The 23182-nt window shown below is 75.9% G+C and carries 23 protein-coding genes; 19 read left to right on the forward strand and 4 right to left on the reverse strand.

Going from position 1 to position 23182, the window contains the following annotated elements:
* The 17 genes from ACFP3R_RS03765 to ACFP3R_RS03845 form a co-directional block, all read left to right on the forward strand.
* Positions 1–1056: ATP-binding protein (locus ACFP3R_RS03765; protein WP_380632865.1), on the forward strand; the 1056-nt coding region annotated here is incomplete at its 5' end.
* A 114-nt stretch (positions 1057–1170) separates the two neighbouring features.
* Positions 1171–1887 carry an eCIS core domain-containing protein gene (locus ACFP3R_RS03770; RefSeq protein ID WP_380632867.1) on the forward strand — a complete coding sequence of 239 codons (717 nt, stop codon included), beginning with the start codon at positions 1171–1173 and terminating at the stop codon, positions 1885–1887.
* A 293-nt stretch (positions 1888–2180) separates the two neighbouring features.
* Positions 2181–3746, forward strand: coding sequence for a phage tail sheath family protein (locus tag ACFP3R_RS03775; protein ID WP_380632869.1), 1566 nt, complete (start codon positions 2181–2183; stop codon positions 3744–3746).
* A gap of 12 nt (positions 3747–3758) precedes the next feature.
* On the forward strand, positions 3759–4202 hold the full coding sequence (locus ACFP3R_RS03780) for a phage tail protein (RefSeq protein WP_380632871.1): 444 nt from the start codon (positions 3759–3761) through the stop codon (positions 4200–4202).
* Between the two features lie 4 nt (positions 4203–4206).
* A complete protein-coding gene (locus ACFP3R_RS03785) occupies positions 4207–4671 on the forward strand; it encodes a hypothetical protein (RefSeq protein ID WP_380632874.1) in 465 nt (154 codons plus the stop codon).
* Entirely contained in the window at positions 4668–4826 is a 159-nt protein-coding gene (locus ACFP3R_RS03790) for a DUF6760 family protein (RefSeq protein WP_380632877.1), read from the forward strand. The genes ACFP3R_RS03785 and ACFP3R_RS03790 overlap by 4 nt, the downstream gene beginning before the upstream one ends.
* Before the next feature lie 5 nt (positions 4827–4831).
* Positions 4832–5695, forward strand: a complete 864-nt coding sequence (locus ACFP3R_RS03795) for a hypothetical protein (RefSeq protein WP_380632880.1) — start codon at positions 4832–4834, stop codon at positions 5693–5695.
* Between the two features lie 57 nt (positions 5696–5752).
* Positions 5753–6184 carry a phage tail protein gene (locus ACFP3R_RS03800; protein ID WP_380632882.1) on the forward strand — a complete coding sequence of 144 codons (432 nt, stop codon included), beginning with the start codon at positions 5753–5755 and terminating at the stop codon, positions 6182–6184.
* 6 nt (positions 6185–6190) lie between these two features.
* Positions 6191–6949 carry a CIS tube protein gene (locus ACFP3R_RS03805; protein WP_380632884.1) on the forward strand — a complete coding sequence of 253 codons (759 nt, stop codon included), beginning with the start codon at positions 6191–6193 and terminating at the stop codon, positions 6947–6949.
* Positions 6939–8753, forward strand: a complete 1815-nt coding sequence (locus ACFP3R_RS03810) for a VgrG-related protein (protein ID WP_380632887.1) — start codon at positions 6939–6941, stop codon at positions 8751–8753. Before ACFP3R_RS03805 ends, ACFP3R_RS03810 begins: the two co-directional genes overlap by 11 nt.
* Positions 8754–8766: 13 nt before the next feature.
* Positions 8767–9048, forward strand: coding sequence for a PAAR domain-containing protein (locus ACFP3R_RS03815; RefSeq protein ID WP_380632889.1), 282 nt, complete (start codon positions 8767–8769; stop codon positions 9046–9048).
* A 1-nt stretch (position 9049) separates the two neighbouring features.
* Positions 9050–9460, forward strand: coding sequence for a GPW/gp25 family protein (locus ACFP3R_RS03820; protein WP_380632892.1), 411 nt, complete (start codon positions 9050–9052; stop codon positions 9458–9460).
* A gap of 17 nt (positions 9461–9477) precedes the next feature.
* Positions 9478–11418, forward strand: a complete 1941-nt coding sequence (locus ACFP3R_RS03825) for a putative baseplate assembly protein (protein WP_380633355.1) — start codon at positions 9478–9480, stop codon at positions 11416–11418.
* The gene (locus tag ACFP3R_RS03830) at positions 11415–11927 is read left to right on the forward strand and encodes a phage tail protein (protein WP_380632895.1); all 513 of its coding nucleotides are present in this window, start codon (positions 11415–11417) and stop codon (positions 11925–11927) included. The genes ACFP3R_RS03825 and ACFP3R_RS03830 overlap by 4 nt, the downstream gene beginning before the upstream one ends.
* Entirely contained in the window at positions 11924–13057 is a 1134-nt protein-coding gene (locus ACFP3R_RS03835) for an NADase-type glycan-binding domain-containing protein (protein ID WP_380632897.1), read from the forward strand. The genes ACFP3R_RS03830 and ACFP3R_RS03835 overlap by 4 nt, the downstream gene beginning before the upstream one ends.
* Positions 13058–13061: 4 nt before the next feature.
* On the forward strand, positions 13062–16232 hold the full coding sequence (locus ACFP3R_RS03840; RefSeq protein ID WP_380632899.1) for a translocation protein TolB: 3171 nt from the start codon (positions 13062–13064) through the stop codon (positions 16230–16232).
* A 96-nt stretch (positions 16233–16328) separates the two neighbouring features.
* On the forward strand, positions 16329–17642 hold the full coding sequence (locus ACFP3R_RS03845; RefSeq protein ID WP_380632901.1) for a COG1470 family protein: 1314 nt from the start codon (positions 16329–16331) through the stop codon (positions 17640–17642).
* 41 nt (positions 17643–17683) lie between these two features.
* Here the strand turns inward: ACFP3R_RS03845 and ACFP3R_RS03850 are convergent, their stop codons facing one another.
* The 3 genes from ACFP3R_RS03850 to ACFP3R_RS03860 form a co-directional block, all read right to left on the reverse strand.
* A complete protein-coding gene (locus ACFP3R_RS03850; RefSeq protein ID WP_380632903.1) occupies positions 17684–18307 on the reverse strand; it encodes a helix-turn-helix transcriptional regulator in 624 nt (207 codons plus the stop codon).
* 98 nt (positions 18308–18405) lie between these two features.
* Positions 18406–19080 (reverse strand): response regulator, encoded by a 675-nt coding sequence (locus ACFP3R_RS03855; RefSeq protein ID WP_380632905.1) that lies wholly within the window; start codon positions 19078–19080, stop codon positions 18406–18408.
* A 4-nt stretch (positions 19081–19084) separates the two neighbouring features.
* A complete protein-coding gene (locus ACFP3R_RS03860) occupies positions 19085–19762 on the reverse strand; it encodes a sensor histidine kinase (protein WP_380632907.1) in 678 nt (225 codons plus the stop codon).
* A 208-nt stretch (positions 19763–19970) separates the two neighbouring features.
* Here ACFP3R_RS03860 and ACFP3R_RS03865 point away from each other — a divergent pair, with 208 nt between their 5' ends.
* On the forward strand, positions 19971–20975 hold the full coding sequence (locus ACFP3R_RS03865; RefSeq protein ID WP_380632908.1) for a radical SAM protein: 1005 nt from the start codon (positions 19971–19973) through the stop codon (positions 20973–20975).
* A gap of 136 nt (positions 20976–21111) precedes the next feature.
* On the opposite strand, the gene ACFP3R_RS03870 is transcribed toward ACFP3R_RS03865, so the two are convergent.
* The gene (locus ACFP3R_RS03870; RefSeq protein WP_380632909.1) at positions 21112–22098 is read right to left on the reverse strand and encodes a PHP domain-containing protein; all 987 of its coding nucleotides are present in this window, start codon (positions 22096–22098) and stop codon (positions 21112–21114) included.
* Between the two features lie 290 nt (positions 22099–22388).
* Here ACFP3R_RS03870 and ACFP3R_RS03875 point away from each other — a divergent pair, with 290 nt between their 5' ends.
* Entirely contained in the window at positions 22389–23036 is a 648-nt protein-coding gene (locus ACFP3R_RS03875; RefSeq protein ID WP_380632910.1) for a TetR/AcrR family transcriptional regulator, read from the forward strand.
* Positions 23037–23182 lie beyond the last annotated feature (146 nt).

A 23182-nucleotide genomic window follows, 5' to 3' on the forward strand; every position in this document is an offset into this window, starting at 1 on the left:
CTCCCCCCCGCCGCCCGCGCGGGGGTGTGGCGGACCCACCTGGACGGCCGCCTCGCCCCCGGCGCCGACCCGGCCGCCGCCACCGCGCACTTCGTGCTCGGCCCCGGCCAGATCGCCCGCGCCGCGCGGGCCGCCTCGGTGTCCGCCCTGGTCGACGACGGCGCGGTGACCGAGGCGCACCTGCGCGCGGGGGCCCGCGCGCAGAACGCGGCCGGGCTCCAGCGCCTGGCCCGCCGCGTCGAACCCGCCGTCGGCTGGGACGACCTGGTGCTGCCCGCCCCGGTGACGGGCCTGCTGCGCGAGCTGGCCGGGCGCGCCCGGCACCGCGACCGGGTGATCGACGGGTGGCGGATGAGGCCCGGCGGCGGGCGCGGGCGGGGCGTCACCGGTCTGTTCGCGGGCGACTCCGGCACCGGCAAGACCATGTCCGCCGAGGTCGTCGCCGCCTCGCTGGGGCTGGACCTGTACACGGTGAACCTGGCGACCGTGGTCGACAAGTACGTGGGGGAGACCGAGAAGAACCTGGAGCGGATCTTCACCGAGGCGGCGGGGGTGAACGGCGTGCTGCTGTTCGACGAGGCCGACGCGATCTTCGGCAAGCGGTCGGAGGTGCGCGACGCGCACGACCGGTACGCCAACATCGAGAGCGCCTACCTGCTCCAGCGCATGGAGACCTTCGACGGGATCGCGGTGCTGGCCACGAACCTGCGGGCCAACCTGGACGAGGCGTTCACCCGCAGGCTGGACGTGGTGGTCGACTTCCCGCTGCCCGACGAGCCGCTGCGCCGCGGGCTGTGGGACCGGTGCCTGGGCGCGTCCGCGCCGCGCGGCGACGTGGACCTGGACTTCCTCGCCGCCGCGTTCGAGCTGGCGGGTGGGCACATCCGGTCGGCCGCGGTGACCGCCGCGTACCTGGCCGCGGCGGCGGGGCGGCCGGTGGGCATGGCCGAGGTGGTCGGCGCGGTGGCCCGCGAGTACCGCAAGCTCGGCCGGCTGGTGGGGGAGCGCGAGTTCGGCCGGTACCTGGGGTTGGCGGCGGAGGGCGTGGGCGGGTGACCCCGGTGGTGGGTGCGGGAACTGCCCGTTCGGGCGGTGAGCGCCGCCCGCGCGGTCGTGGCCCGGCGCGGTGCCCGGGTCCAGGATGGGGTCAGGGGTTCCGAAGGGGGCGTCATGCGCGGGTACGACCACGAGTTCTCCGGTGACGGCGCGTTCCGGCCGAGGGGCGACCACGCCGAACGCGACGACCACGACCTGCTGGGGCGCGCCGCGGCCGCCGGCCGCCCGGACGTCCTCGGCCCGACGGGACTGCTGGGCCTCCAGCGCGCCGTCGGCAACGCGGGTGCCGGCGCCCTGGTCGACGAGTCGTCCGTCCACGACGTGGTGAACTCGGCCGGCAGCCCGCTCGACGCGGGCGTGCGCGAGGACATGGAGGCCCGGTTCGGGCAGGACTTCGGCGACGTCCGCGTGCACACCGACGGGGCCGCGCACGAGTCCGCGAGGTCGGTCGACGCGCAGGCTTACACGGTCGGCTCGAACATCGTCTTCCAGCGCGACAAGTACGACCCGTCGTCCGACGCGGGGCAGCACGTGCTGGCGCACGAGCTGACCCACGTGGTGCAGCAGCGCAGCGGGCCGGTGGACGGCACGGACGCGGGCGGCGGTGTCAGGATCAGCGATCCCTCCGACCGGTTCGAGCGCGAGGCGAGCGCCAACGCCGACCACGTCATGGCGGCGCCGGTCCCGGGTGTCGGGTCCGGGCCTGCGGTGCAGCGCTTGGCGGAGCCGGTGGTGGAGGAGGGTGAGGAGGTGGCGCAGACGTACGTCGAGCCGTCCTCCGCGCCGGTGTCGGTGTCGGTGCAGCGGGAAGAGGACGAGGAAGCCGAGTAACCGCTCCGCCACGACCGAGATCGCACTGCCGCACTCCGCCTCGCCTGCCTTGCCCCTGCTCTGCCCTCCCTGCTCCGCTTCGTGCCGCCCAGCCTTGCCCTGCCTTGCCCCCGCCACCACCCCGACCACACGGGCGACCGCACCCGTCCGAACGGGCGGCTGCACCTTTGGGCAGCGATCGGCACACCCCGGCACAGCCGGGCGAACGTTCCGCACCCCACCGCACCACGAGCAACATCGCTGGCACGGCGCGAGCCGTCTCGGACCACGCACGACCACAGGGGAGGCAACGGATGCCCACCTATCTCTCGCCGGGGGTGTACGTCGAGGAGGTGGAGGCTGGTGCACGGCCCATCGAGGGCGTGGGCACCGCCGTCGCCGCCTTCGTCGGCTTCGCGGCGAAGGGGCCGTTCAACACGCCGACGTTGGTGACCAACTGGGCCCAGTACACGCAGGTGTTCGGCGACTACGTCCCGGACCGCTACCTGGCCCAGTCGGTGTACGGGTACTTCCTCAACGGCGGCACCAACTGCTACGTGGTCCGCGTCGGCGGCGAGCGGTCGAACGGCGACGGCCAACCCGCCGTGGACCAACCCGCCGTGGGCCAACCCGCCGTGGGCCAACCCGCCGTGGGCCAACCCGCCGCGCTCGGCGGCTACCGCTTCGCCGCCAAGCGGCTCGACGCGGGCGAGATCACCGTCGAGGTCGCGGACGCCCAGGGCGAGAACCCGCCCGAGGACCGCTTCGTCCTGCTGGTCAAGCAGGACGGCAAGGTCGTCGAGACCCACCACGTCACCACCAAGCGCACCAAGGACAACGTGGTCACCGTGGTGCGGGAGAAGTCCGGGCTGATCTCGGTCGAGGAGACCTCCGCCGCCGCGCTCGCCCGGCCGGACCGGGGCAGCGTCACGCTGGGCAACGTCCCCGCCGCGCCCCCCGCCCCCCGCGCGGTGGCCGCCGACGACTACGTGGGCGACGTCGCCGACCGCACCGGCTTCGGCGGCCTGGAGGCCGTCGAGGAGATCACCATGGTGTCGGTGCCCGACCTGATGTCGAGCTACCGGCACGGCGAGATCCCGCTGGAGGCGGTGCAGTCCGTGCAGCTGGCGATGATCGCCCACTGCGAGCTGATGGGCAACCGGGTCGCCGTGCTCGACCCGCCGCCCGACCTCGACCCGCAGCGGGTCAAGGAGTGGCGGCTCAACGGCGCGGGCTACGACTCGAAGTACGCCGCCCTGTACTACCCGTGGATCAAGGTGTTCGACCCGGCGAGCGGCGACCACCTGCACGTCCCGCCCAGCGGGCACGTGGCGGGTGTGTGGGCGCGCACCGACGGCACGCGCGGCGTCCACAAGGCGCCCGCCAACGAGGTCGTCCGGGGCGCGGTGGCGCTGGAGACCCAGCTGACCAGGGCCGAGCAGGAGCTGCTGAACCCGATCGGCGTGAACTGCGTGCGGTCGTTCCCCGGCCGGGGCATCCGGGTGTGGGGCGCGCGCACGCTGTCGTCCGACCCGGCCTGGCGCTACCTCAACGTGCGGCGGCTGTTCAACTACCTGGAGGAGTCCATCCTCAACGGCACCCAGTGGGTCGTGTTCGAGCCGAACGACGACGCGCTGTGGGCCCGGGTCCGGCGCACCATCAGCGCGTTCCTGGTCACGGAGTGGCGCAAGGGCGCGCTGTTCGGGCTCACCCCCGACGAGGCGTTCTACGTCAAGTGCGACCGGGAGACCAACCCCGCCGAGAGCATCGACCTCGGCCAGGTGGTCTGCGAGGTGGGCATCGCACCGGTGAAGCCCGCCGAGTTCGTGATCTTCCGCCTGGCGCAGATCTCCGGCGGCACCAGTCTGGTCAACGAGTAAAGGCGGTTCGTGATGGCACTTCCCGACCTCGACACATCCGTCGGCCACTCGTTCGGCCTCGAAGTCGACGGCGTCGCGATCAAGCAGATCAACGAGGTGTCCGGGCTCAAGCTGGAGCAGGACGTCATCGAGCTGAAGCAGAACACGGCCGACGGCAAGTACATCATCAAGAAGCTGCCCGGCCGCCCCAAGGCGGGCGAGGTGACCCTGACCCGCGGCCTGACCGGGGACAACAGCTTCGAGAAGTGGGTGAAGGACGCGCACTTCGGGAAGATGGGCAACGCCCGCAAGGGCGGCGCGATCATCGTCTACGACTACGAGGGCACGGCGATCAAGCGCTACAAGCTGACCAACGCGTGGCCGAAGTCGCTGGAGATCGGGTCGCTCAAGGCAGGTGACACCAGTGTGCTCACCGAAAAGCTGGTCGTCACCTACGAGATGATGGAAATCGAGTGACGCGATGCGCAGGGTGATGACGGCTGTTCCGCCCACCGCGCCGGTCGCGGAGCCGGTGGCGGGTGCCCCGGCGGGCTCCGGCCCCCCGGCGGCCGAACCGATGCGCACGGAGTTCGCCTTCGAGCTGCCGCGCGGGTACGTCGACGACACCGGCGTGGTGCACCGGTCGGGCGTGATGCGCCTGGCCACCGCGCGGGACGAGCTGGTGCCGCTGCGCGACGACCGGGTGCGGGAGAACCCCGCCTACCTGACCGTGGTGCTGCTGGCGCGGGTGGTCGTGCGCCTGGGCGCGGTGACCGACGTGCACGCCGGGGTCGTGGAGAACCTGTTCGCGGCCGACCTGGCGTTCCTCCAGGACGTCTACCGGCGGATCAACAGCGAGGGGCACACGCGCGCGGCGGTGGCCTGTCCCGGGTGCGGGCACGGGTTCAGCGTGGACGTCGCGGGCGGTCGCCCGGGGGAATCGTGACGTACGCGGCCGACCGGCTGCACGAGGAGGTCGCGTACGTGGCTTACCACTTCCACTGGTCGTGGGACTCGATCCTCGACCTGGAGCACGCGGACCGGCTGCGGTACGTGGCCGAGATCGCCCGCATCAACACCCGCATCAGCCAGGGGCGGTGAGGGACGTGTGGCCGTTCCGACGGGCGGCGGCGAAGGCCGTCGCCGAGCCGCCGGCGCTGCCGGTGCACCGGGGTGAGTGGCGGTCGCTGCCGCCGGTCCAGCGGGTGGTGCCCGACCACCCGCTGGTGAACCCGGTGGAGCGGTTCTCGGGGGTGTTGGCGTCGTGGCGGTCGCCGGGTTACCTGGCGCCGCTGGGGCACCGGGTGGACGCCGACGGGCCGTCGGGGGTGGTCGAGGGCGTGGTGCAGCGCGTCGTCGAGACGCCCGGGGGGTGGGGGCCGGAGGTCGGGTCGGGGGAGGTTGCCGGGGCGGTTGCCCGGCCGGTGGTGGAGCCGGTGGTGGGGCCTGCTGCCGGGCCGGTCGCGGGGCCGGTTGTCAGCCGGGTCGCGGAGCCGGTGGTGGGGCCTGCTGCCGGGCCGGTCGCCGGCCAGGTCGCGGGACCGGTCGTGGGACCGGCGGTCGAGCCGGTGGTGTCGCGGATGCCGGTGGTGCCCGCACCACCGGACCCCGGTCCCACCCCCGACCCCGCCCCACCGGGCACCCCGCGCCGCGGCCTGGGCCTCCCGGTCGCCGTCCAGCGCAGCGCCGGAACGACCCCGACCCCACCCCCACCGGAGGAGCGGATCGAGTTCGCCCCGCCCCCGCCCCGGGTCCACACCCCACCGCCCGCCACCCCCGCGCAGCGGACCGAACAACCGCCCACCCACGGGAACGAGCCGCCGCACCCCCACCAGGCGCCACCACGGGCACGGGCCCCGGCCCCGGAAGAACTGCTCGACAAGCTCTACGACCCGCTGGTCCGCCGGCTCAAGGCCGAGCTGTGGCTGGACCGCGAACGCCGCGGGTCGCTGACCGACCGGTGGCACTGACACGGGAACGGCACCGACACGGGAAACGGCACCGACACGAGAACGGCGGTGAGAGGGATGACGCAGGTGGAGGAAGCGGTCTCGGTGTGCTTCGTGGTCCGCATCGACGACCAGAGCCTCGGCTCGTTCAGCAGCTGCGACGGGCTGGGCGTCGAGTTCACCCTCGAACAGCGCGAGGAGGGCGGCAACAACGGCATGGTGTGGCAGCTGCCCACCCGCATCAGGTACTCCAACGTCAGGCTGTCCCGCCCGGTCACCCGGGACAGCGCCAGGATCATCGACTGGATCGCGGGCATGGCCGCGGGTGTCACGCGCAAGACCGCGATCATCGAGGCCCGCACCCTGGGCGGCACCGTGATCGCCAGCTGGGCCCTGTCCGGCGTGGTCCCGGTGCGGTGGAGCGGGCCGCAGCTGTCCGCCGACTCGCCCAAGGTCGCCACCGAGACCCTGGAGCTGGCCCACCACGGCTTCCTCGGCACGGCGAGGTGAGCCGCGGTGGCCTCCCCGATCACCTTCACCTCGGCCGGCTCCGCCAGGGCCACCGGCCACGCCGCCCCGACCAACCTCCAGAAGGCCATGCTGAGCGTGCACCACCCGCCCAAGGCCGGCGGCACGGCCAAGCCCGGCGGCCTGATGCACGACATCACCTTCCAGTTCAACCCCAAAGAGCTGTCGCTGACCAAGAACGCCCGGTGGGAGCGCACGCCCCAGCCGAACGTGCCCAAGAGCGGCACCCCGGAGTTCAAGGGCTCCGAACCGTGCCGGCTCACCCTGGAGGTCTTCCTCGACGCCACCGAGCGGATGGACGACGGCGTGGTGCGCAAGGTCGAGCAGCTGTTCGCCTGCTGCGCGCCCACCGAGGACAGCCGGCGGCAGGGCAAGGGCTCGCCGCCGTGGGTGGTCTTCAAGTGGGGCGGGATGACCGGGTTCCCCGCGTTCGTGGCGAGCGTCAGCGCCAGGTACACCCTGTTCACGCCCGCCGGCGTGCCGGTGCGGGCCACCTGCTCGGTCGAGCTGGAGGAGATCGCCGGCGAGCCGGGCGGGCAGAACCCGACCTCGGGCGCCCTCGCGGCCCGCGATTCGCACGTCGTGGTCTCGGGCGACACCCTCCAGTCCCTGGCCTACCGCGCCTACGGCGATCCCGGGCTGTGGCGGGAGATCGCCGAGGCCAACGACATCGACGACCCGATGCGGCTGCGGCCGGGCCGGCGGCTGCTGGTGCCCGCCCTGGAGGAGGTGCGCGGTGGTCGCTGAGTCCTTCGCCAACTCGCTGGTGGTCGAGGTGGGCGGCGGTCCGCTGCCCGCGGACGTGAAGGGCCTGCTCACCCACGCCTACGTGGACGGCAGCCGCAACCTGCCGGACCAGTTCGTGCTGCGCTTCCGCGACCCCGGGCACGTCGTGCTCGGCAAGGGCGGCTTCCGGATCGGCGTGCCGATCGCGCTGAAGGCGCAGACCTCCGGGCCGGGCGGGCCGCGGCCGCTGATGACCGGCGAGGTCACCGCGCTCGGCGTGGAGTTCGACGCGGGCGGCACGTTCACCGAGGTCCGCGGCTACGACCTGGCGCACCGCCTGTTCCGCGGCCACCGGGTGGCCTCCTACCCGAACATGACCATCGCCGACGTGGTCCGCAAGGTCGCCGGGCGCGCGCGCATCCCGGTGGGTCGGGTCGACGACGTGCGCGGTTTCGGCCGCCCCCACACCCAGTTCAGCCAGGACGGCACGAGCGACTGGGAGTTCCTGTCCCGGCTCGCCGCGCTGGTCGGCGCCCAGATCGCGGTGGTCGCGGGCAGGCTGGAGTTCCGCCTGCCCGAGGAGCCCACGGGCGCCCCCGCCGCCACCGCCAAGGCCGCGACGAGCCCGCTGGTGCTGGAGATGCACCGCACCCTGCTGTCCCTGCGCGCCGCGGTCACCGCCGCCGAGCAGGTGCCCGAGGCGCAGGTGCGGGGCTGGGACGTCGAGGGCAAGCAGCACGTCCTGGGCGTCCGGCCGGCCACCGCGGTGGGCACCGAGATCCCCGGCGTGGACCCGGTGGCGCTGGCCCGGGAGTTCGCCGCCCCACCCTTCCTCGCCGCCGGCGCGCACCGCACCCAGAGCGCGGTCACGGCCGCCGCCGCGGCGCTGGCCGCCCAGCTCGGCGGGGCGTGCGCGGAGCTGGCGGGCGTGGCGCGCGGCAACCCCGAGCTGCGCGCGGGCACCGCGGTGGCGCTGACCAACGTCGGCGAGCCGTTCTCCGGCAGGTACACCCTGACCAGCACCCGGCACCTGTTCTCCGCCGACGTCGGCTACACCACCGAGTTCACCGTGTCCGGCCGCCAGGAGCGCTCCCTGTACGGGCTGGCCAACGGCGGCCCGCGCGGCGCGGCGGGCTGCGGCCTGGTGCCCGCCGTGGTCAGCGACGTGCGCGACCCGGCGAAGACCGGCCGGGTGAAGCTCACCTTCCCCTGGCTGGCCGAGGACTTCACCAGCGGCTGGGCGCGCACCGTGCACGCGAGCGCGGGCAACGGCTACGGCGCGCTCGCGCTGCCCGAGGTCGGCGACGAGGTGCTGGTGGGCTTCGAGCACGGCGACTTCGACGCGCCCTACGTGCTCGGCGGCCTCTACAACGGCAAGGACGCGCCGCCGCGGCTGCTCCGGGAACCGGTGGACGCCGGCACCGGCGCGGTCGCCACGCGCGCGTTCGTCTCCCGCCGGCACCACAGGGTCGAGTTCGTCGAGGACGAGGGCGTCGTCATCGCCAGCGGCGACGGGCGGTTCATGGTCAGGCTCGACCAGAAGACCCAGGTCGTCGAGGTGACCAGCGGCAACGCCGTGACGATCAAGGCGGGCAACGGCGTGACCATCGACGCGGGCGCCGGCCCCCTGGAGCTGAAGGGGCAGCGGATCACCGCCGAGGCGCTGACCGACGTGGCCATCGAGGCGGGCACGCGGCTCACCGCCGCCGGCCGGGCCGGGGTCAGGGTCGAGGGCGCGACGGTGTCCGTGGCCGGCCAGGGGCAGGCCGAGCTCACCGCGAGCGGACCGGTCACGGTGCGCGGCGCGGTGGTCCGGATCAACTAGGGGGTGCGGGGAGATGCCACCAGCGGCGAGGGTCGGGGACCCGACCGGCCACCCCGGCGTGCTGGCGCCGCCGGGCGTGCCGACCGTGCTCGTCGGCGGCCTGCCCGCCGCGACCGTCGGCGGCGCGCACACGTGCTCGTTCCCCGGTCTGCCACCGCACCCGCCGACGCCCGTGCTGCCGCCCGGCTGCCCCACCGTGCTGATCGGCGGTCGCCCGGCGGCCCGGGTCGGCGACCTGGCGGGCTGCGGCGCGCCGGTGCTGGCCGGCTGCCCGACCGTCCTGATCGGGGGATGACGTGGACTTCATCGGCCGCGGCCTGGCCTTCCCGGTACACACGGACCCGACCGGCTCGCTGGCGCTGGTCGGCGGCGAGCGCGAGGTGGTGGAGAGCATCCGGCTGATCCTGGCCACCGCGCCCGGCGAGCGCGCCATGCGCCCGGAGTTCGGCTGCGCCATCCACGACCTGGTGTTCGCGCCCGCCGACGCCGCCACCGCGGGCCGCATCGCCTACGAGGTGCGGCTGTCCCTGGAGCGCTGGGAACCGCGGATCACCCTCCACGACGTCTCGGTCGGCTTCGACGAGGTCGACCGGGGCACCCTGCTCATCGACATCGGGTACGCGCTGCGCGGCACGAACGACCCCCGCAACCTGGTGTTCCCCTTCTACGTCATCCCGCCGCACGAGGCCGACGAGGAAGGCGCCTGATGTCCCTGCCGACACCGATGTCCCTGCCCGCGCCGAACCTGGACGACCGCCGCTTCCAGGACCTGGTCGACGAGGCCAAGCGCCGCGTCCAGCAGCACTGCCCCGAGTGGACCGACCACAACGTCTCCGACCCGGGCGTGACGCTGATCGAGGCGTTCGCGCACATGGTCGACGAGCTGCTGTACCGGCTCAACCGCGTGCCCGACCTGCACTACCTGCGGTTCCTGGACCTGATCGGGGTGCGGCTGTTCCCGCCGACCGCGGCGTGCGGCGACGTGACGTTCTGGCTGTCCGCGCCGCGCGACGTGCCCGTGGTGGTGCCCGCCGGGGCGCAGGTCGCCACCGAGCGCGGCGAGGTCGAGGACCCGGTGGTCTTCACCGTGGACCGGGAGCTGACCGTGGTGCCGTGCTCGCTGGCGCACCTGGTCACGGCGGTGGGCGACGGGGACGTGCCGCCCGCCGACCGCACCGACGAGCTGCTCGACGGCAAGGCGCCCGAGGTGTTCGCCGACCCGCCCGCCGCGGGCGACGCGGTGCTGTTCGGGCTGTCGGACGCGGTGCCGGGGTGCGCGGTGCTGCTGCGCGTGGAGGCGCACGCCGAGGGCCGCGGCGTCGACCCGCGCGACCCGCCGTGGGCGTGGGAGGCGTGGGACGGCGCCGGGTGGAGCCCGTGCGAGGTGGACCGCGACACCACCGGCGGCTTCAACCAGCCCGGTGACGTGGTGCTGCACGTGCCCGCCTCGCACGCCGTGTCGGTCGTCGCCCGGCGGCGCGCGGGCTGGTTGCGCTGCCGCGCCGTCGAACCGGCGCCCGACCGGCCGTTCTACCAGCGCCCGCCGAAGCTGCTCGCGGTCACCGCCGCCACCGTCGGCGGCACCACCACCGCCACGCACGCCGAGGTGGTGCGCGGCGAGACCGTCGGCGTGTCCGAGGGCGTGCCCGGCCAGCGGTTCCCGCTGGCCCGCACCCCCGTGGTGGTGGGCGACGGCGGGCTGGTGGTGGAGGTCGCCGCGCCCGGCGGCTGGGAGCGGTGGCACGAGGTGCGGTCCTTCGCCGACTCCGGGCCGGACGACCGGCACGTGGTGCTCGACCGGGTCGGCGGCGTGGTGCTGTTCGGCCCGGCCGTGCGGCAGCCCGGCGGCGGGGTGCGCCACCACGGCGCGGTGCCCGCGAAGTCGGCCGCCGTCCGGGTGCCCGAGTACCGCACGGGCGGCGGCCCGCGCGGCAACGTGGCGCGCGGGCAGCTGCGGGTGCAGCGGGACCCGGTGCCGTTCGTCAGCTCGGTGACCAACCGGCGACCCGCGTCCGGCGGGGTGGCGGGGGAGTCGGTGCGGGACGCGGCGCTGCGCGGGCCGCTGCTGCTGCGCACCCGCGACCGGGCGGTGACCGCCGAGGACTACGAGCTGCTCACCCGCGAGGCCGCGCCGGAGATCGGCCGCGTGCGGTGCGTGCCCGCCGGGCCGGGGTCGGCCGCGGTGCGGGTGCTGGTGGTGCCGTCGGTCGCGGCGGACGAGGGGGCGGACTTCGGCGCGCTCCAGCCGGGTGCGGAGGTGTGCGAGCGCATCGAGCGGTACCTGGAGGAACGCCGGTGCGTCGGCGCGCGGGTGTCCGTGGAGCCGCCGTTCTACCAGGGCGTCACGGTGGTGGCGCGGCTCAACGCCGCCGCGGGCACGCCCGAGGAGGTGCTGCGGACGCGGGCCGTGCGGGCGCTGTACGACTACTTCAACCCGGTCAGCGGCGGTCCGGGCGGCACCGGGTGGCCGTTCGGGCGGCCCGTGCAGTCGGGCGAGGTGTTCGCGGTGCTCCAGCGCCTGCCCGGGGTGGAGCTGGTCGAGGAGATCAAGCTGTTCGGCGCGAACCCGGTGACCGGCGAGCGCGGCGCCGCCGCGGCGCGGCTGGACCTGCCGGCCAACGGGCTGGCGTTCTCCTACGGGCACCAGGTGCGGGTGTCGAGGTGACCCCGCACCCGCTGGCCGACCGGCTGCCCGCCGTGTACCTGGAGGACCTGTTCACGCAGCGGTTCCTGGCGGCGCTCGACGAGGTGCTGGAGCCGGTGTTCACGGTGCTGGACGGGTTCGCCGCCTACCTCGACCCCCGGCTGGCGCCCGAGGACTTCCTGGAGTGGCTCGCGCACTGGGTGGCGCTCGACGTCGGCGAGGGCTGGTCGCCGGCGCGCCGCCGGCTGCTGGTGGCGCGGGCGGTGGAGCTGCACCGGTGGCGCGGCACGCGTCGCGGGCTGGCCGAGCACGTGGCCCTGATGACCGGCGGGCAGGTGGAGGTGGGCGACAGCGGCGGCGTCACCTCGACCGACCGGCCGGGGCTGCCGGTGGCGGAGGACGCGCCGCGGGTGGCGGTCCGGGTGCGCGTGGCGCGGCCGGACGAGGTGGACCGGACCCGGCTGCGCGCGGCCATCGCCTCGGCGGTGCCCGCGCACGTCGAGGTGGACCTGGAGGTGGTGGGGGCATGATGGTGTGCGCGCAGTGCGGTGAGCGGAACGGGGCGGGCGCGGAGTTCTGCGGCGCCTGCGGGACCTACCTGGAGTGGGAACCCCGGCCGAACGCCCCGCAACCGGCGCCGGCGCAACCGGTGCCCTCCCCGCCGGTGCCGCCGCGACCGGCGACCCCGTCACCGGCCGCCTCACCGGCCGCCTCACCGGCCGCTCCACCGCCGCCGACCCCGCCGCCGGTCACCGCACCACCCACCCCGGCACCACCGCTCGACCAGACCCAGACCCAGATCCCGGCCCCGCCACCCGACGACCAGCCGGCCGCCCGCCAGCCCGCGCCCATGCGGCCGACCGACCGGAAGGCCCCGACCACCCCCGCCCCCCGCCTGACCGAGCGCCGCGAACCCCGCCCCGGCGACCTGATCTGCGGCCAGTGCGGCGAGGCCAACGCGCCGACCCGCAGGTTCTGCTCCCGCTGCGGCTCCTCGCTCACCGAGGCCGAGGTGGTGGCGCGGCCGTGGTGGCGCCGGCTGCTGCCCGAGCGCGCACCGGCGAAGGCGGGCACCCGCCGCCGCCGGACCGGCGTCGGCCGCCTCGTCGGCCGGGTGCTCCGCTGGTCGTTCCTGGTCGCGCTGCTCGGCGCGGTCGGCCTCTACGGACTCGTGCCCGCCGTCCGGGGCGGCGTCGACACCTGGGCGCTCGACCGGGTCCGGGAGCTCCGGGGGATCTTCGGCGCCGAGCTGACCCCGGTCCGCCCGACCGCGATCACCGCCACCGCCGAGGACGCCGACCACCCGGCGCTGCTGGCGGCCGACAACGCGAAGAACACGTTCTGGCTCGCCCCGGTCGTCCCGGAGCCACCGGCCCTGGTGCTGGACTTCGGCCGCGAGGTCGACCTGCGGGAGGCGATCGTGCGGATCGGCGTCCCGGACGACTTCCAGTCCGCCCACCGCCCGAAGAAGCTGCACCTGGTCTACCCGACCGGCCGGGCGTTCGACGTGGAGCTGGCCGACACGCCGGACGAGCAGCGGGTCGCGATCGGGAACAGCGCGGGCGCCTCGCGGGTCGAGGTGCACGTGGTCGAGCTGCACCGGTCGCTGCGCGGCGACCGGGTGGCGCTCGCCGAGGTCGAGTTCTTCGCGGTGAGGTGACGTGGTGAAGCACCTGGCCCTGGTCGCGCTCCTGCTGAGCGGCCTGCTGAGCGGCCCGCTCCCGGCGGACCGCCCGCTACCGGCCCGCGCCCAGGCCGACCCCGTCACGCCCTACCGGATCGGCGTGGCGCGCGGTCGGCCCCCCGACATCTGGAGCACCGACGCGGCGGGCGACGACCCGCGCCCGGCCACCGGTTCCGCCGAGCGGTACGAGACCGACCCGGCCTACTCGCCGGACGGCACGGCGCTGGCCTACACCGAGCGCGACGGCCCGGAGGGGCCCGGCCGGGTGGTGGTCGCGGACGCCGACGGCGCGAACCCCCGTTACCCGAGCGGCCGGTTCGGGGAGGAGGACCCGACGTGGTCCCCGGACGGCACGATGCTCGCGGTCACCGACCGGGACCGGGGGATCACCGTGCTGCGGGTCTCGGACGGGGCCGTGCTCGACCGCGTGCCCCGCCCCGCGCACGCCTACTCCGACGACAGCGCGCCCGCGTGGTCGCCCGACGGCGACGCGGTCGCGTTCGTCCGCGACACCGGGGAGGTCACCGAGCCCCGGGTCACGCCGCTCGCCGTCGGCGCGTCGGCGGCCGAGGGGTTCACCACCACCGCGACCCTGCGGACCCCGGCGACGCCGGCGCGGCCGGAGGTCCTGTTCCTGGTCGACACCACCGGGTCCATGGGGGCCGCGGTCGAGGGGCTGCGCGCCGGCCTGGGCGAGGTCATGGAGCGCGTCGAGCGGGAGCAGCCGGGCGCGACCTTCGGCCTGGCCACCTACCAGGACTTCGACGACGGCGACCGCCGCTACCGGCTGCTGCTCGAACCGGGGGAGCGGGAGGCGGTGCGGGAGGCGCTGGACGGCGTCGTGGTGGACCCCGCCCACGGCGGCCCGGACGCGCCCGAGGACTGGTTCAACGCCCTGCACGAGGTGGCGCGCGGCATCGGCGCCGACGGCGGGTACGAGCTGTTCGACCGACCCGGCACGAGCCGGATCGTCGTGCTGGTGGGCGACGCGAGCAGCAAGGAGTGCCGGCTGACCGAGCCCGGACCGGCCGGCCCCGCCGCGGCGGCCGAACCCCCGGGCTGCGGTCCGTTCCGGCAGCGCGGCACGGTCGTCGCCGACCTCACCACCCGCGGCGGCGAGGACGAGCCGCGCGACATCCGCGTGGTCGGCGTGCCCGTCGTCACCTCCCCCCACGAGGGCCTGGACAGCCGGGGGCAGGCCACCGCGATCACCCGGGCCACCGGCGGCGCGCTGGGCGCGGCGGGCGCGCCGCCGGAGCGGGTCGCCGCCGCCGTGGAGCGGGGCATCAGCGGCATCCCGGTGACCGTGCGACCGGTCGCGGACTGCTCGCCCGGGGTGTCGGTGTCCTTCGAGCCGCCCGCGGCGACCGTGCCCGGCGGCACCGAGGTCCGCTTCACCGAGCACGTGCGGCTCGACGGCGGGCCGTCGTCGCGGGCGGCGGGCGAGCTGGGCTGCGCGATCCGGTTCGAGTTCGACGGGGAGGTCCCCGACCGGCCCCACGAGCAGCACCTCACCATCACCCGCGCGGCCGGGCCCTCGGTCGTGGTGGGCGCGGGCGCGGGGGTGAGCCCCGACGGCGAGCCGGTGCCCGTGCCCCTCACCGCCACCGCGACCGACGCGGGTGGCGGGCCGCTCCCCCCGGACTGCGACGCCGGGCCCGGCACGCTGTTCCCGGTCGGGCTGACCACCGTGACCTGCACGGCCACCGCCGCCGGCCGCACCGCCACCGCGAGCACCACCGCCACCGTCCTGCGGCCGCGGGACGGGCGGGCGCGGACGATCTGGCTGGCCGAGCTGGTCGGGACGCGGGTCCACCGCCAGGTCGACCTCACGGACGCGTTCGCCGAGGGCTGCGGGCGGACCGACGACGCGCCCGCCTGGTCGCCCGACGGCACCCGCCTGGCCTACTCGTCCGGGGAGGCGCTGTGCGTGCTGGAACCGGGTTCCCGGACCACCCGCCCCGTGGTGGGCGGCTACCCGGACGACCCCGCGTGGTCCCCGGACGGCGCGCTCCTCGCCTTCACCCGCCGCGACGGCGAGGGTCCCGCCCGCGTGTGGGTGGTCCCGCCCGCCGGCGGCGACCCCGCCCCGGTCGTCGACTTCGGCGCGGACGACGTGGCGCGGCCCGCGTTCCGGCCCCTGCCGGACCTGCGGGTCACCGGGGTGGTCGCGCCCGGCGCGGTCGCGTTCGGCGGCACGACCACCGCGCGGTTCACCGTGACCAACCCCGGCCTGGCCCCGCCGCGCGCGGCGGACCTGGCGCTGACCGTGCCCGCCGGGCTGCGCCTGGACTCGGTCACCACCACCGCGGGCACGTGCGCGCCGGCCGGCTGCGCGCTGGGCCGCCTCGCCCCCGGCGCCCGCGCCGAGGTCACCCTCGCCCTCACCGGGGTCGCCGCCGGGCGGCACCTGGTCCGGGCGGAGCTGCCCGGGGACGTCAACCCCGGCGACAACGCGGCCGGGGCGGCGGTGGAGGTCGCCGAGGAGGTCCGGCCGCCGGACCACCCGGGCTCGCTGTCGCTGGCCCTGGCGGTGCGGCCGGCGGAGTCCTTCGTCGGCGGGGACGACCTGGTGCTGTCCTACCGGGTCCGCAACGGCGCGGCGGAGCCGATGACCGACGTCCGCGTGGTCACCGCGCTGCCGCCGCGGCTGCTGCCCGCCGCCGGCTGCACCACCTGCGAGCTCGGCACGCTCGCACCCGGCCAGGAGGCCGAGGTGCGGGTCACCCTGCCCGCCCGCGCCGCCGTCGACACCACCGCGGGCGGCTCGGTGCTCGGCACCGGACCTGACCTCGACCCGGCCGACAACACCGCCGTGGCCCGGGTGCTGGTGCGGCAGCCGGTGCTCGCGGTCGAGCCGGGCATCGGGCCCACCGGGTTCGTGCCGCGCGCCACCGGCCGGGACTTCCCGCCCGGCGCGACCGTCCGGCTCGCCTGGACGGTCGGCGTCTCGCCCGTGCCCGGCGAGGTCGTCGTGCGCCCGGACGGCACCTGGGAGACCGGGTTCCTGGTGTTCCACAACGACCTCGTCGGACCCCGGCGGCTGGCGGGCACGACCGTGCTCGGGCCGCGGTTCGGCCCGGTGCGGTCCGGCGAGTTCCTGGTGGTGCCCCGGACCCTGCAACCACCCGACTTCGCCAGCCGGGAGTGAAACCCGGACGGCTGCCCGATGGGGAAGCGGCGGGCGCACCGCTCCCCACCCCCGCGCCGGTCCCCGGACCCGGCCGACCCCCGGAGGATTCCCACCATGGGTGCAACCGCGACGCTGTCCGCAACCGGCCTGGCCGTGGCGCCGGGCGACGAGGTCACGTGCACGGTCGTCGTGCGCAACACCGGCGACCTGGTGGACGCCTTCGCCGTGGACGTCGTCGGCGACGCCGCCGACTGGGCCACCACCGAACCCGCGTCGGTGAACCTGGTGCCCGGGGCGACCGCCTCGGTGGCGGTGCGGTTCGCCCCGCCCCGCGCGCCCGGGGTGACGGCGGGCGCGGCGGCCTTCGGCGTCCGCGTCACCTCGCGCGAGGACCCGCACGGCTCGGTGGTCGAGGAGGGCTCGATCGAGGTCGGGGAGTTCACCGACCTGTCCGCCGAGCTGGTGCCCGCCAGGGTCGAGGCGGGGGCCAGGGGCCGCTTCGAGGTGGCGGTCGACAACCTCGGCAACTCGCCGGTCGCGGTGCGCCTGCACCCGGCCGACCCGGACGGCGAGCTGGAGTTCCGGCTCGACCGCCCGGACCTGGTGCTCGCGCCCGGCACGGTGGCGTTCGCGCGGCTGGTCGCCAAGCCGCGCAACACCTTCCTGCGCGGGCCTTCCCAGCCGCGGCCGTTCCGGGTGGAGGTGGTGCCCGGCACCGGGCCCTCGCTGACCACCGCGGGCACCCTGGTGCAGCGGCAATTGCTGCCCCGGTGGCTGCTGCCCGCCCTGGCCGCGCTGCTGGCGCTGGCGATCGCGCTGGTGGCGCTGTGGTTCACCGTGCTGCGGCCGGCCGTGAAGTCGGCGGCCCGCGACGCCGCCGTGGAGCAGGCCGACGAGGTCAGGGCCGTCGCGGAGCAGGCGCAGGCAGGCGCCCGGCAGGCGCAGGGGGAGGCCGAGCGGGCCAAGGTGAACTCGGAGGCCGCGATGCGCGAGGTCGGCCTGGACCCGAGCGCCCCGCCCGGCTCGCCGCCCACCGCGCGGCCCGGCGCCGCCGCCGCCGAGGGCCGGCCGACCGACTTCCGGGTGGCCGCCGACGCCCGCGTCACCGCCGATCCCGAGCAGTTCTCCGACTTCGCCTCCGCGCCGCCCGCGGACGCGGTGCTGCTGATCTCGGACATCGTGCTCCAGAACCCCCGCGGCGACACCGGCACCGTCCGGGTGCTGCGCGAGGCGGCCGACGGCGCCCGCGGCGTGCTGCTGGAGGTGGGCCTGGCCAACTTCCGCGACCTCGACCGGCACTACGTGGAGCCGCTCCAGTTCCGCAAGGGCGAGAAGGTCGTGCTCCAGGTCAGCTGCCAGAACCCGGCGGAGAAGGGCAACTGCACGCCGTCGGTGTCGTTCTCCGGCCGCGCGGTGGACGTGCCCTGAGGGTCTTCGGGAACCGGCCCGGCCGCCGTCCGCGCGCCGCGCTAGATCAGGCCCTCGCGCAGCGCGAACGCCACCGCGTGCGCCCGGTTGCGCAGCTGGAAGCGGTTGGTGATGTCGTGCAGGATGCTCTTGACCGTGCGCTGCGAGTAGCACAGCTTCTCGGCGATCTCGCGGGTCTCGAAGCCGTCCGCGATCAACCTCAGCACCTCGGTCTCCCGGTCGGACATGCCCGCCATCGTCCACCCGTTGGGGTTCAGCACGTTGCGCTGCAACCGCGACACCCGGTCCAGCAGCCTGCCCAGCAGGTCCGCCGGCAGCGCGCCCTGGCCGCCCGCGGTGGCCTTCACCAGCCGGACCAGCGCGTCCGGGGTGGCCTCCGCCCGGCGGACCACCGCGGACACGCCGCCGCCGACCACGTTGAGCAGCTCCGGGTCCGCGATGTCGCCCGCCACCAGCACGATGCCCGCGCCGCCCGGCACCTGGAGCCGGCGCAGCAGCTGCCGCGCCTCGGCGTCCCACCGCTCCAGCACCACCAGCGCCACCGGGGCCGGCTCCGGCGGCTCCACCAGCCTGACCTCCGGCCGCGACCGCAGGGCCGAGGTGACCCCCGCCCTGGTGATCGAGTCCGTCGCGTGCAGGACGACCGCGATCTGCTCACCGTTCATCTCGTGCTCCCGCCATCCGCCCCGACGGGCCGCGCCCGCGCCCCTCGGCGCCGCCCGAACTGCCCACGGCCATCGTCGCGGGCCGGCGTGCCCCGGCACTACGGGCCCGGTGTCCCGATGTGTCCCGGTCCGCCGCCCAGACCGGCCCGCCTGGCCCGGGACACCGCCTGGGCGCGGTCGGCCACGTGGAGCTTGCGCAGGATGTGCGAGACGTGGTTGCGCACGGTCTTGGGGCTGAGCACCAGGTGCCGGGCGATGGTGGCGTTGCCCCGGCCACCGGCCATCAGCCGCAGCACCTCCCGCTCCCGCGCGGTCAGCTCCGGGAACGCCCCCGGCGGGTCGGGCGGCGCGCTGCCGAAGTAGGCCAGCAGCCGCACCGCGACGGCCGGGCTGAAGATCGCCTCGCCCTCGCCGACGGCCAGCACCGCCCGCACGATCTGCTGCGGCCGGGCGGCCTTGAGCAGGTAGCCCAGCGCGCCCGCGCGCATCGCGGCGAACACCGACCCGTCGTCGTCGAACATGGTCAGCACCAGCACCCGCACGCCGGGGTCGCGCGCCACGATCCGCCGCGTCGCCTCGACCCCGCCCAGGTCGGGCATGTTCAGGTCCATCACCACCACGTCCGGGCGCAGCGCGGCGGCCATCGCCACCGCCGGCACCCCGCCGCACGCCTCGCCGACCACCTCCAGGCCGGGCGCGTCGGCCAGCGCCGCGGACAGCCCGTAGCGGAACAGCGGGTGGTCGTCCACCACGAGGGCCCGCAGCGCAGGCACCGCGTCACACCCCTTCGGGCAGGGGCAGGGGCAGGTCGGCGGCGACCCGCGTGCCGCCGCCGGCGCGCTCCACCCGCCACGTGCCGCCCACCTCGCGCGCCCGCTCGCGCATCGAGCGCAGCCCGACCCCGTTCCCGCCGACCCCGCAGTCCCCGGTCCCGCAGTCCCCGCCGACCCCGGCGGGCCACGGCGCGACGCCGTCGTCCACCACCTCCACCCGCAACCGGTCGTCGAACGTCAGCCGCACCGCGCAGTGCCGCGCGCCCGCGTGCCGCACCACGTTGGTCAGCGCCTCGCACACGATCCGGTAGGCCGCCACCTGCACCGCCACCGGCAGCTCCGGCAGGCCGGCGCACTCCACGTCCACCCGCACCGGGTGCCGGTCCGACAGCGAGGCCACGTGCTCGCGCACCGCGCCCACCAGCCCCAGCCGCGCCAGCACCGCCGGGTACGCGCCCGCGGCCAGCCGCCGCACCTCGCCCACCGCGGCGTGCACCTCGTCCTCCAGCCGGGCCAGCAGCCGCCCGGCGGACGCCGGGTCCCGCTGCGCCAGGTGCCGGGCCGCCCGCAGCCCCAGCGCGACGGCCGCCAGCGAGGGACCCAACCCGTCGTGCAGGTCGCGCAACAGCCCGCGCCGCACCTCGTCGGCCACGTCGGTGGGAACCGGCAACTCGCGGCGCATGGTCCCTCCCCCCTGGGTGTGTGCACTACCGGGTGTGCGCTCGGGCGGGTCCGCCTGCCAAAGAAATCGTCACCGTGTGATAGGCCGTTTCAACCAGGACAGAGGTTCCCACGTTCGTGGGAACCGGCCCCGAATGTCGTGACTCACCGACGTATCACGGCCCAACCCGCGTGCTCCATATGGATAGGCGAGCGCTCGGGAGGGTGGCATGGGGCGGACGGGGGGTCGGGCGGTGCTCCAGGTGCACCCGACCAGGCTGTGCAACCTGCGCTGCCGGCACTGCTACTCCAGCTCGGGGCCCGACGTGGCCGAGTCGGTGCCGATGCCGGTGCTGTCGGGGGTGGTGCGGGACGCCGCCGCGCTCGGCTACGACGTGCTCAACGTGTCGGGCGGCGAGCCTTTCCTCTACCCGGAGCTGCCCGCGCTGCTGCGGGCCGCGCGGGACGCGGGGATGCGGACGACCGTCACCACCAACGGCGTCGCGCTGAACCAGCGCCGGATCGGCGTCGTGCGCGGCCTGGTCGACCTGGTGGCCGTCTCGCTGGACGGCGACCGGGCCACCCACGACCGCATCCGGGACCAGGAGGGCTGCTTCGACCGGGCGCTGGCCGGCATCCGGCGGCTCACCGAGGCGGGCGTCCCGGTCGGCGTCGTCACCACCCTCACCCAGGGCAACGCCACCCAGCTCGGCGAGGTCGCCGCGGCCGCCTCCCGGTCCGGCGCCCTGCTGCTCCAGGTCCACCCGCTCGAACCCGAGGGCGCGGCCAACCGCCTCATGGCGGGCGAGCGGCCCGACGCGGTGGAGCTGGCCTACGCCGCGGTGGAGCTGGGCCGGATCGCGGAGGAGCACGGCCTGGCCGTGCAGCTGGACGCGGTGCCCAGGACGGTGCTGGCCCGCCGGCCGCGGGCGTTCATGGCCGCGCCGATCGAGGACACCAGCCCGCTGGGCCACTGGCTCACCCCGCTGGTCGTCGAGGCGAACGGCGCGGCCGTCCCGGTCTCCTACGGGTTCGACCGCCGCTACGGCCTGGGCAACGTCCAGGACCGGCCGCTGGCCGAGCTGGCGCGGACCTGGGACCCGGCCCCGTTCCTGGCGCTGTGCCGGACCACCTGGCAGCGCCTGCTGGACGGCCGGACCGGGCCGCTGATCACCTGGTACGGCCACCTGGTCCGCGCCTCGCGGATCCAGCGGCCGGCGACCGCGGGCCGCTGAAGCTGCGGGCCGCTGAAGCCGGGGTGCGCCCCCCGCACCACTCCCGCGCGCCACCCCCCGCGAGCCAACCCCCTCGCGGACCAACCCTCCCGCGAGCCACCCACCCGCGTGCCACCCCCGGCACGCCGACCCGGCCTCAGCGGGCCAGCAGCTCGGCCGCGTCCAGGGCGTTGACCACGCGGTCCGGCGTGACCCCGCAGTCCTCGGCCCGCTCGCACCCGTAGGAGATCCAGTCCAGCTGGCCGGGCGCGTGCGCGTCGCTGTCGACGGCGAAGGCGCACCCCATGCCGACGGCCAGCCGCAGCAGCCGCCCCGGCGGGTCCCGGCGCTCCGGCCGCGAGTTCACCTCCACCGCGGTGTCGTGCTCGACGCACGCGGCGAACACCTCCACCGCGTCGAACTCCGACTCCGGCCGCCCCCTGCCGGTGACCAGCCGCCCGGTGCAGTGGCCCAGGACGTCCACGTGCGGGTTGGACACCGCGGCGACCAGGCGGGCGGTCATCTCGGGCGCGGGCATCCGCAGTCTCGAGTGCACGCTCGCCACCACGACGTCCAGCCGCGCCAACAGGTCCTCCCGCTGGTCGAGCGCCCCGTCGGCGAGGACGTCCACCTCGATCCCGGTCAGCACCAGGAACGGCGCCAGCTCGGCGTTCAGCTCCGCCACCACCTCCAGCTGCCGGCTCAGCCGGTCGGCGGACAGGCCGTTGGCCACGGTCAACCGGGGGGAGTGGTCGGTCAGCGCCATCCAGGAGTGACCGAGGTCCCGGGCCGCCTCGGCCATCTCGCGGATCGGGCTGCCGCCGTCGGACCAGTCCGAATGCGTGTGGCAGTCACCCCTCAGCGCCGCGCGCAGGCCCTGCCCGCCGACCGCGGGCGGCTCGCGGAACCGGCTCAGGTAGGCGGGTTCCCGCCCGGCGAGCGCGTCGGCGACCACCCCCGCGGTGGACCTGCCGATGCCGGGCAGGTCGGTCAGCGTGCCCTCCTCCGCGCGGCGCTCCAGCTCGTCCCGGGGGAGCGCCCCCACCACGTCGGCGGCCCGCCGGAACGCCCGCACGCGGTACACGGGCTCGCCCGCGCGCTCCAACCGGAGCGCGACCTGCCGCAATGCCCAGAGGGGGTCCACGGGTCCTGTGTACCGCGACCGGGCGGCGCACGCCCGCCGACGCCTGCCGCTCCCGCCGACACCCGCCGCCGCCCGCGCCTGCCGCGCCTGCCGCCCTTGCCTGCGCCTGCTGCGCCCTGCCGACGCCGCCCACCGCTCGCCGGCCCTTGCCGCCGCCTGCCGCCCGTCGCCCTCTGCCGCCTCCGCCTCCCCCTGCCGCCTCCGCCTCCCCCTGCCCGATCTGCTCGAATCGATCGCGGTGTGCGCGAAAAGCTTGCGGCTGCCGGTCCGCTGAACCCAGGATGTCCGCCATGTCCCCACGTGCCGGCACGGTCGGGTCGCGGCGCAGGCCCAGCAAGGGCGACCTGACCTCCCAGGCGATCCTGGACACCGCCGCGCGGTTGTTGCGGACCCGTTCCCTGGACGACATCTCCGTCGACGAGCTGGCCGCGGGCGCGGGCATCTCGCGGTCGACGTTCTACTTCCACTTCGCGTCCCGGGAGGCGGTGCTCCACGCCCTGTCCGGAGCCGTGCTGGACGCCCTGTACGAGTCGGCGTCCACCTGGCTGCGCCGGGGCGACGAGCCGCCGGAGGTGGCGATCCGCCGGGCACTGGGCGCGGGCCTCGCGCTGTGGCGCAAGCACGGCGCGGTCCTGCGCGCCGCCGTCCGGGCCCGCGACACCGACCCGATGATGCGCGAGTTCTGGTCGGGGGTGGCGCGCCGCTTCGTCGAGGCGACGGCGTCCCAGATCGAGCTGGAGCGCGCCGCGGGCACGGCGCCGGCGGGTCCCGACGCCCGCTCGTTGGCCGCGGTCCTGGTGTCGATGAACGAGCAGGGCTTCCTGAGCCGCTCGCGCTCCCGCCGCTCCACCGTCCGCGACCGCGAGCTGGTGGACACGCTGACCTGCGTGTGGCTGCGCTCGGTGTACGGCTCCACCCACTCCGACAGTCCACAGTAGACAACGGGCTGCCGCCCGGTTCGCCCGATCGCGCCAATTGAGGCGGGACTGGACCGATCCGGCGGCAGCGCTTACGTTCGGGGTGCGAGCGGGGGACCGCGTGGTCGAGGGCGGGGAGTCGCGCGACTCCCCGACCGGGACCACCG

This window comes from Saccharothrix lopnurensis, assembly GCF_042658445.1.
In the GTDB taxonomy this organism is placed as follows: Bacteria; Actinomycetota; Actinomycetes; order Mycobacteriales; family Pseudonocardiaceae; genus Actinosynnema; species Actinosynnema lopnurensis.

What these genes read in the sequence shown, in the direction of transcription:
- ACFP3R_RS03770 (WP_380632867.1), top strand. Translation starts at nt 1,171, where the DNA reads ATGCGCGGGTACGACCACGAGTTCTCCGGTGACGGCGCGTTCCGGCCG.
- ACFP3R_RS03775 (WP_380632869.1), top strand. Translation starts at nt 2,181, where the DNA reads ATGCCCACCTATCTCTCGCCGGGGGTGTACGTCGAGGAGGTGGAGGCT.
- ACFP3R_RS03780 (WP_380632871.1), top strand. Translation starts at nt 3,759, where the DNA reads ATGGCACTTCCCGACCTCGACACATCCGTCGGCCACTCGTTCGGCCTC.
- ACFP3R_RS03785 (WP_380632874.1), top strand. Translation starts at nt 4,207, where the DNA reads ATGCGCAGGGTGATGACGGCTGTTCCGCCCACCGCGCCGGTCGCGGAG.
- ACFP3R_RS03800 (WP_380632882.1), top strand. Translation starts at nt 5,753, where the DNA reads ATGACGCAGGTGGAGGAAGCGGTCTCGGTGTGCTTCGTGGTCCGCATC.
- ACFP3R_RS03815 (WP_380632889.1), top strand. Translation starts at nt 8,767, where the DNA reads ATGCCACCAGCGGCGAGGGTCGGGGACCCGACCGGCCACCCCGGCGTG.
- ACFP3R_RS03825 (WP_380633355.1), top strand. Translation starts at nt 9,478, where the DNA reads ATGTCCCTGCCCGCGCCGAACCTGGACGACCGCCGCTTCCAGGACCTG.
- ACFP3R_RS03835 (WP_380632897.1), top strand. Translation starts at nt 11,924, where the DNA reads ATGATGGTGTGCGCGCAGTGCGGTGAGCGGAACGGGGCGGGCGCGGAG.
- ACFP3R_RS03845 (WP_380632901.1), top strand. Translation starts at nt 16,329, where the DNA reads ATGGGTGCAACCGCGACGCTGTCCGCAACCGGCCTGGCCGTGGCGCCG.
- ACFP3R_RS03850 (WP_380632903.1), bottom strand. Translation starts at nt 18,307, where the DNA reads ATGAACGGTGAGCAGATCGCGGTCGTCCTGCACGCGACGGACTCGATC.
- ACFP3R_RS03860 (WP_380632907.1), bottom strand. Translation starts at nt 19,762, where the DNA reads ATGCGCCGCGAGTTGCCGGTTCCCACCGACGTGGCCGACGAGGTGCGG.
- ACFP3R_RS03865 (WP_380632908.1), top strand. Translation starts at nt 19,971, where the DNA reads ATGGGGCGGACGGGGGGTCGGGCGGTGCTCCAGGTGCACCCGACCAGG.
- ACFP3R_RS03875 (WP_380632910.1), top strand. Translation starts at nt 22,389, where the DNA reads ATGTCCCCACGTGCCGGCACGGTCGGGTCGCGGCGCAGGCCCAGCAAG.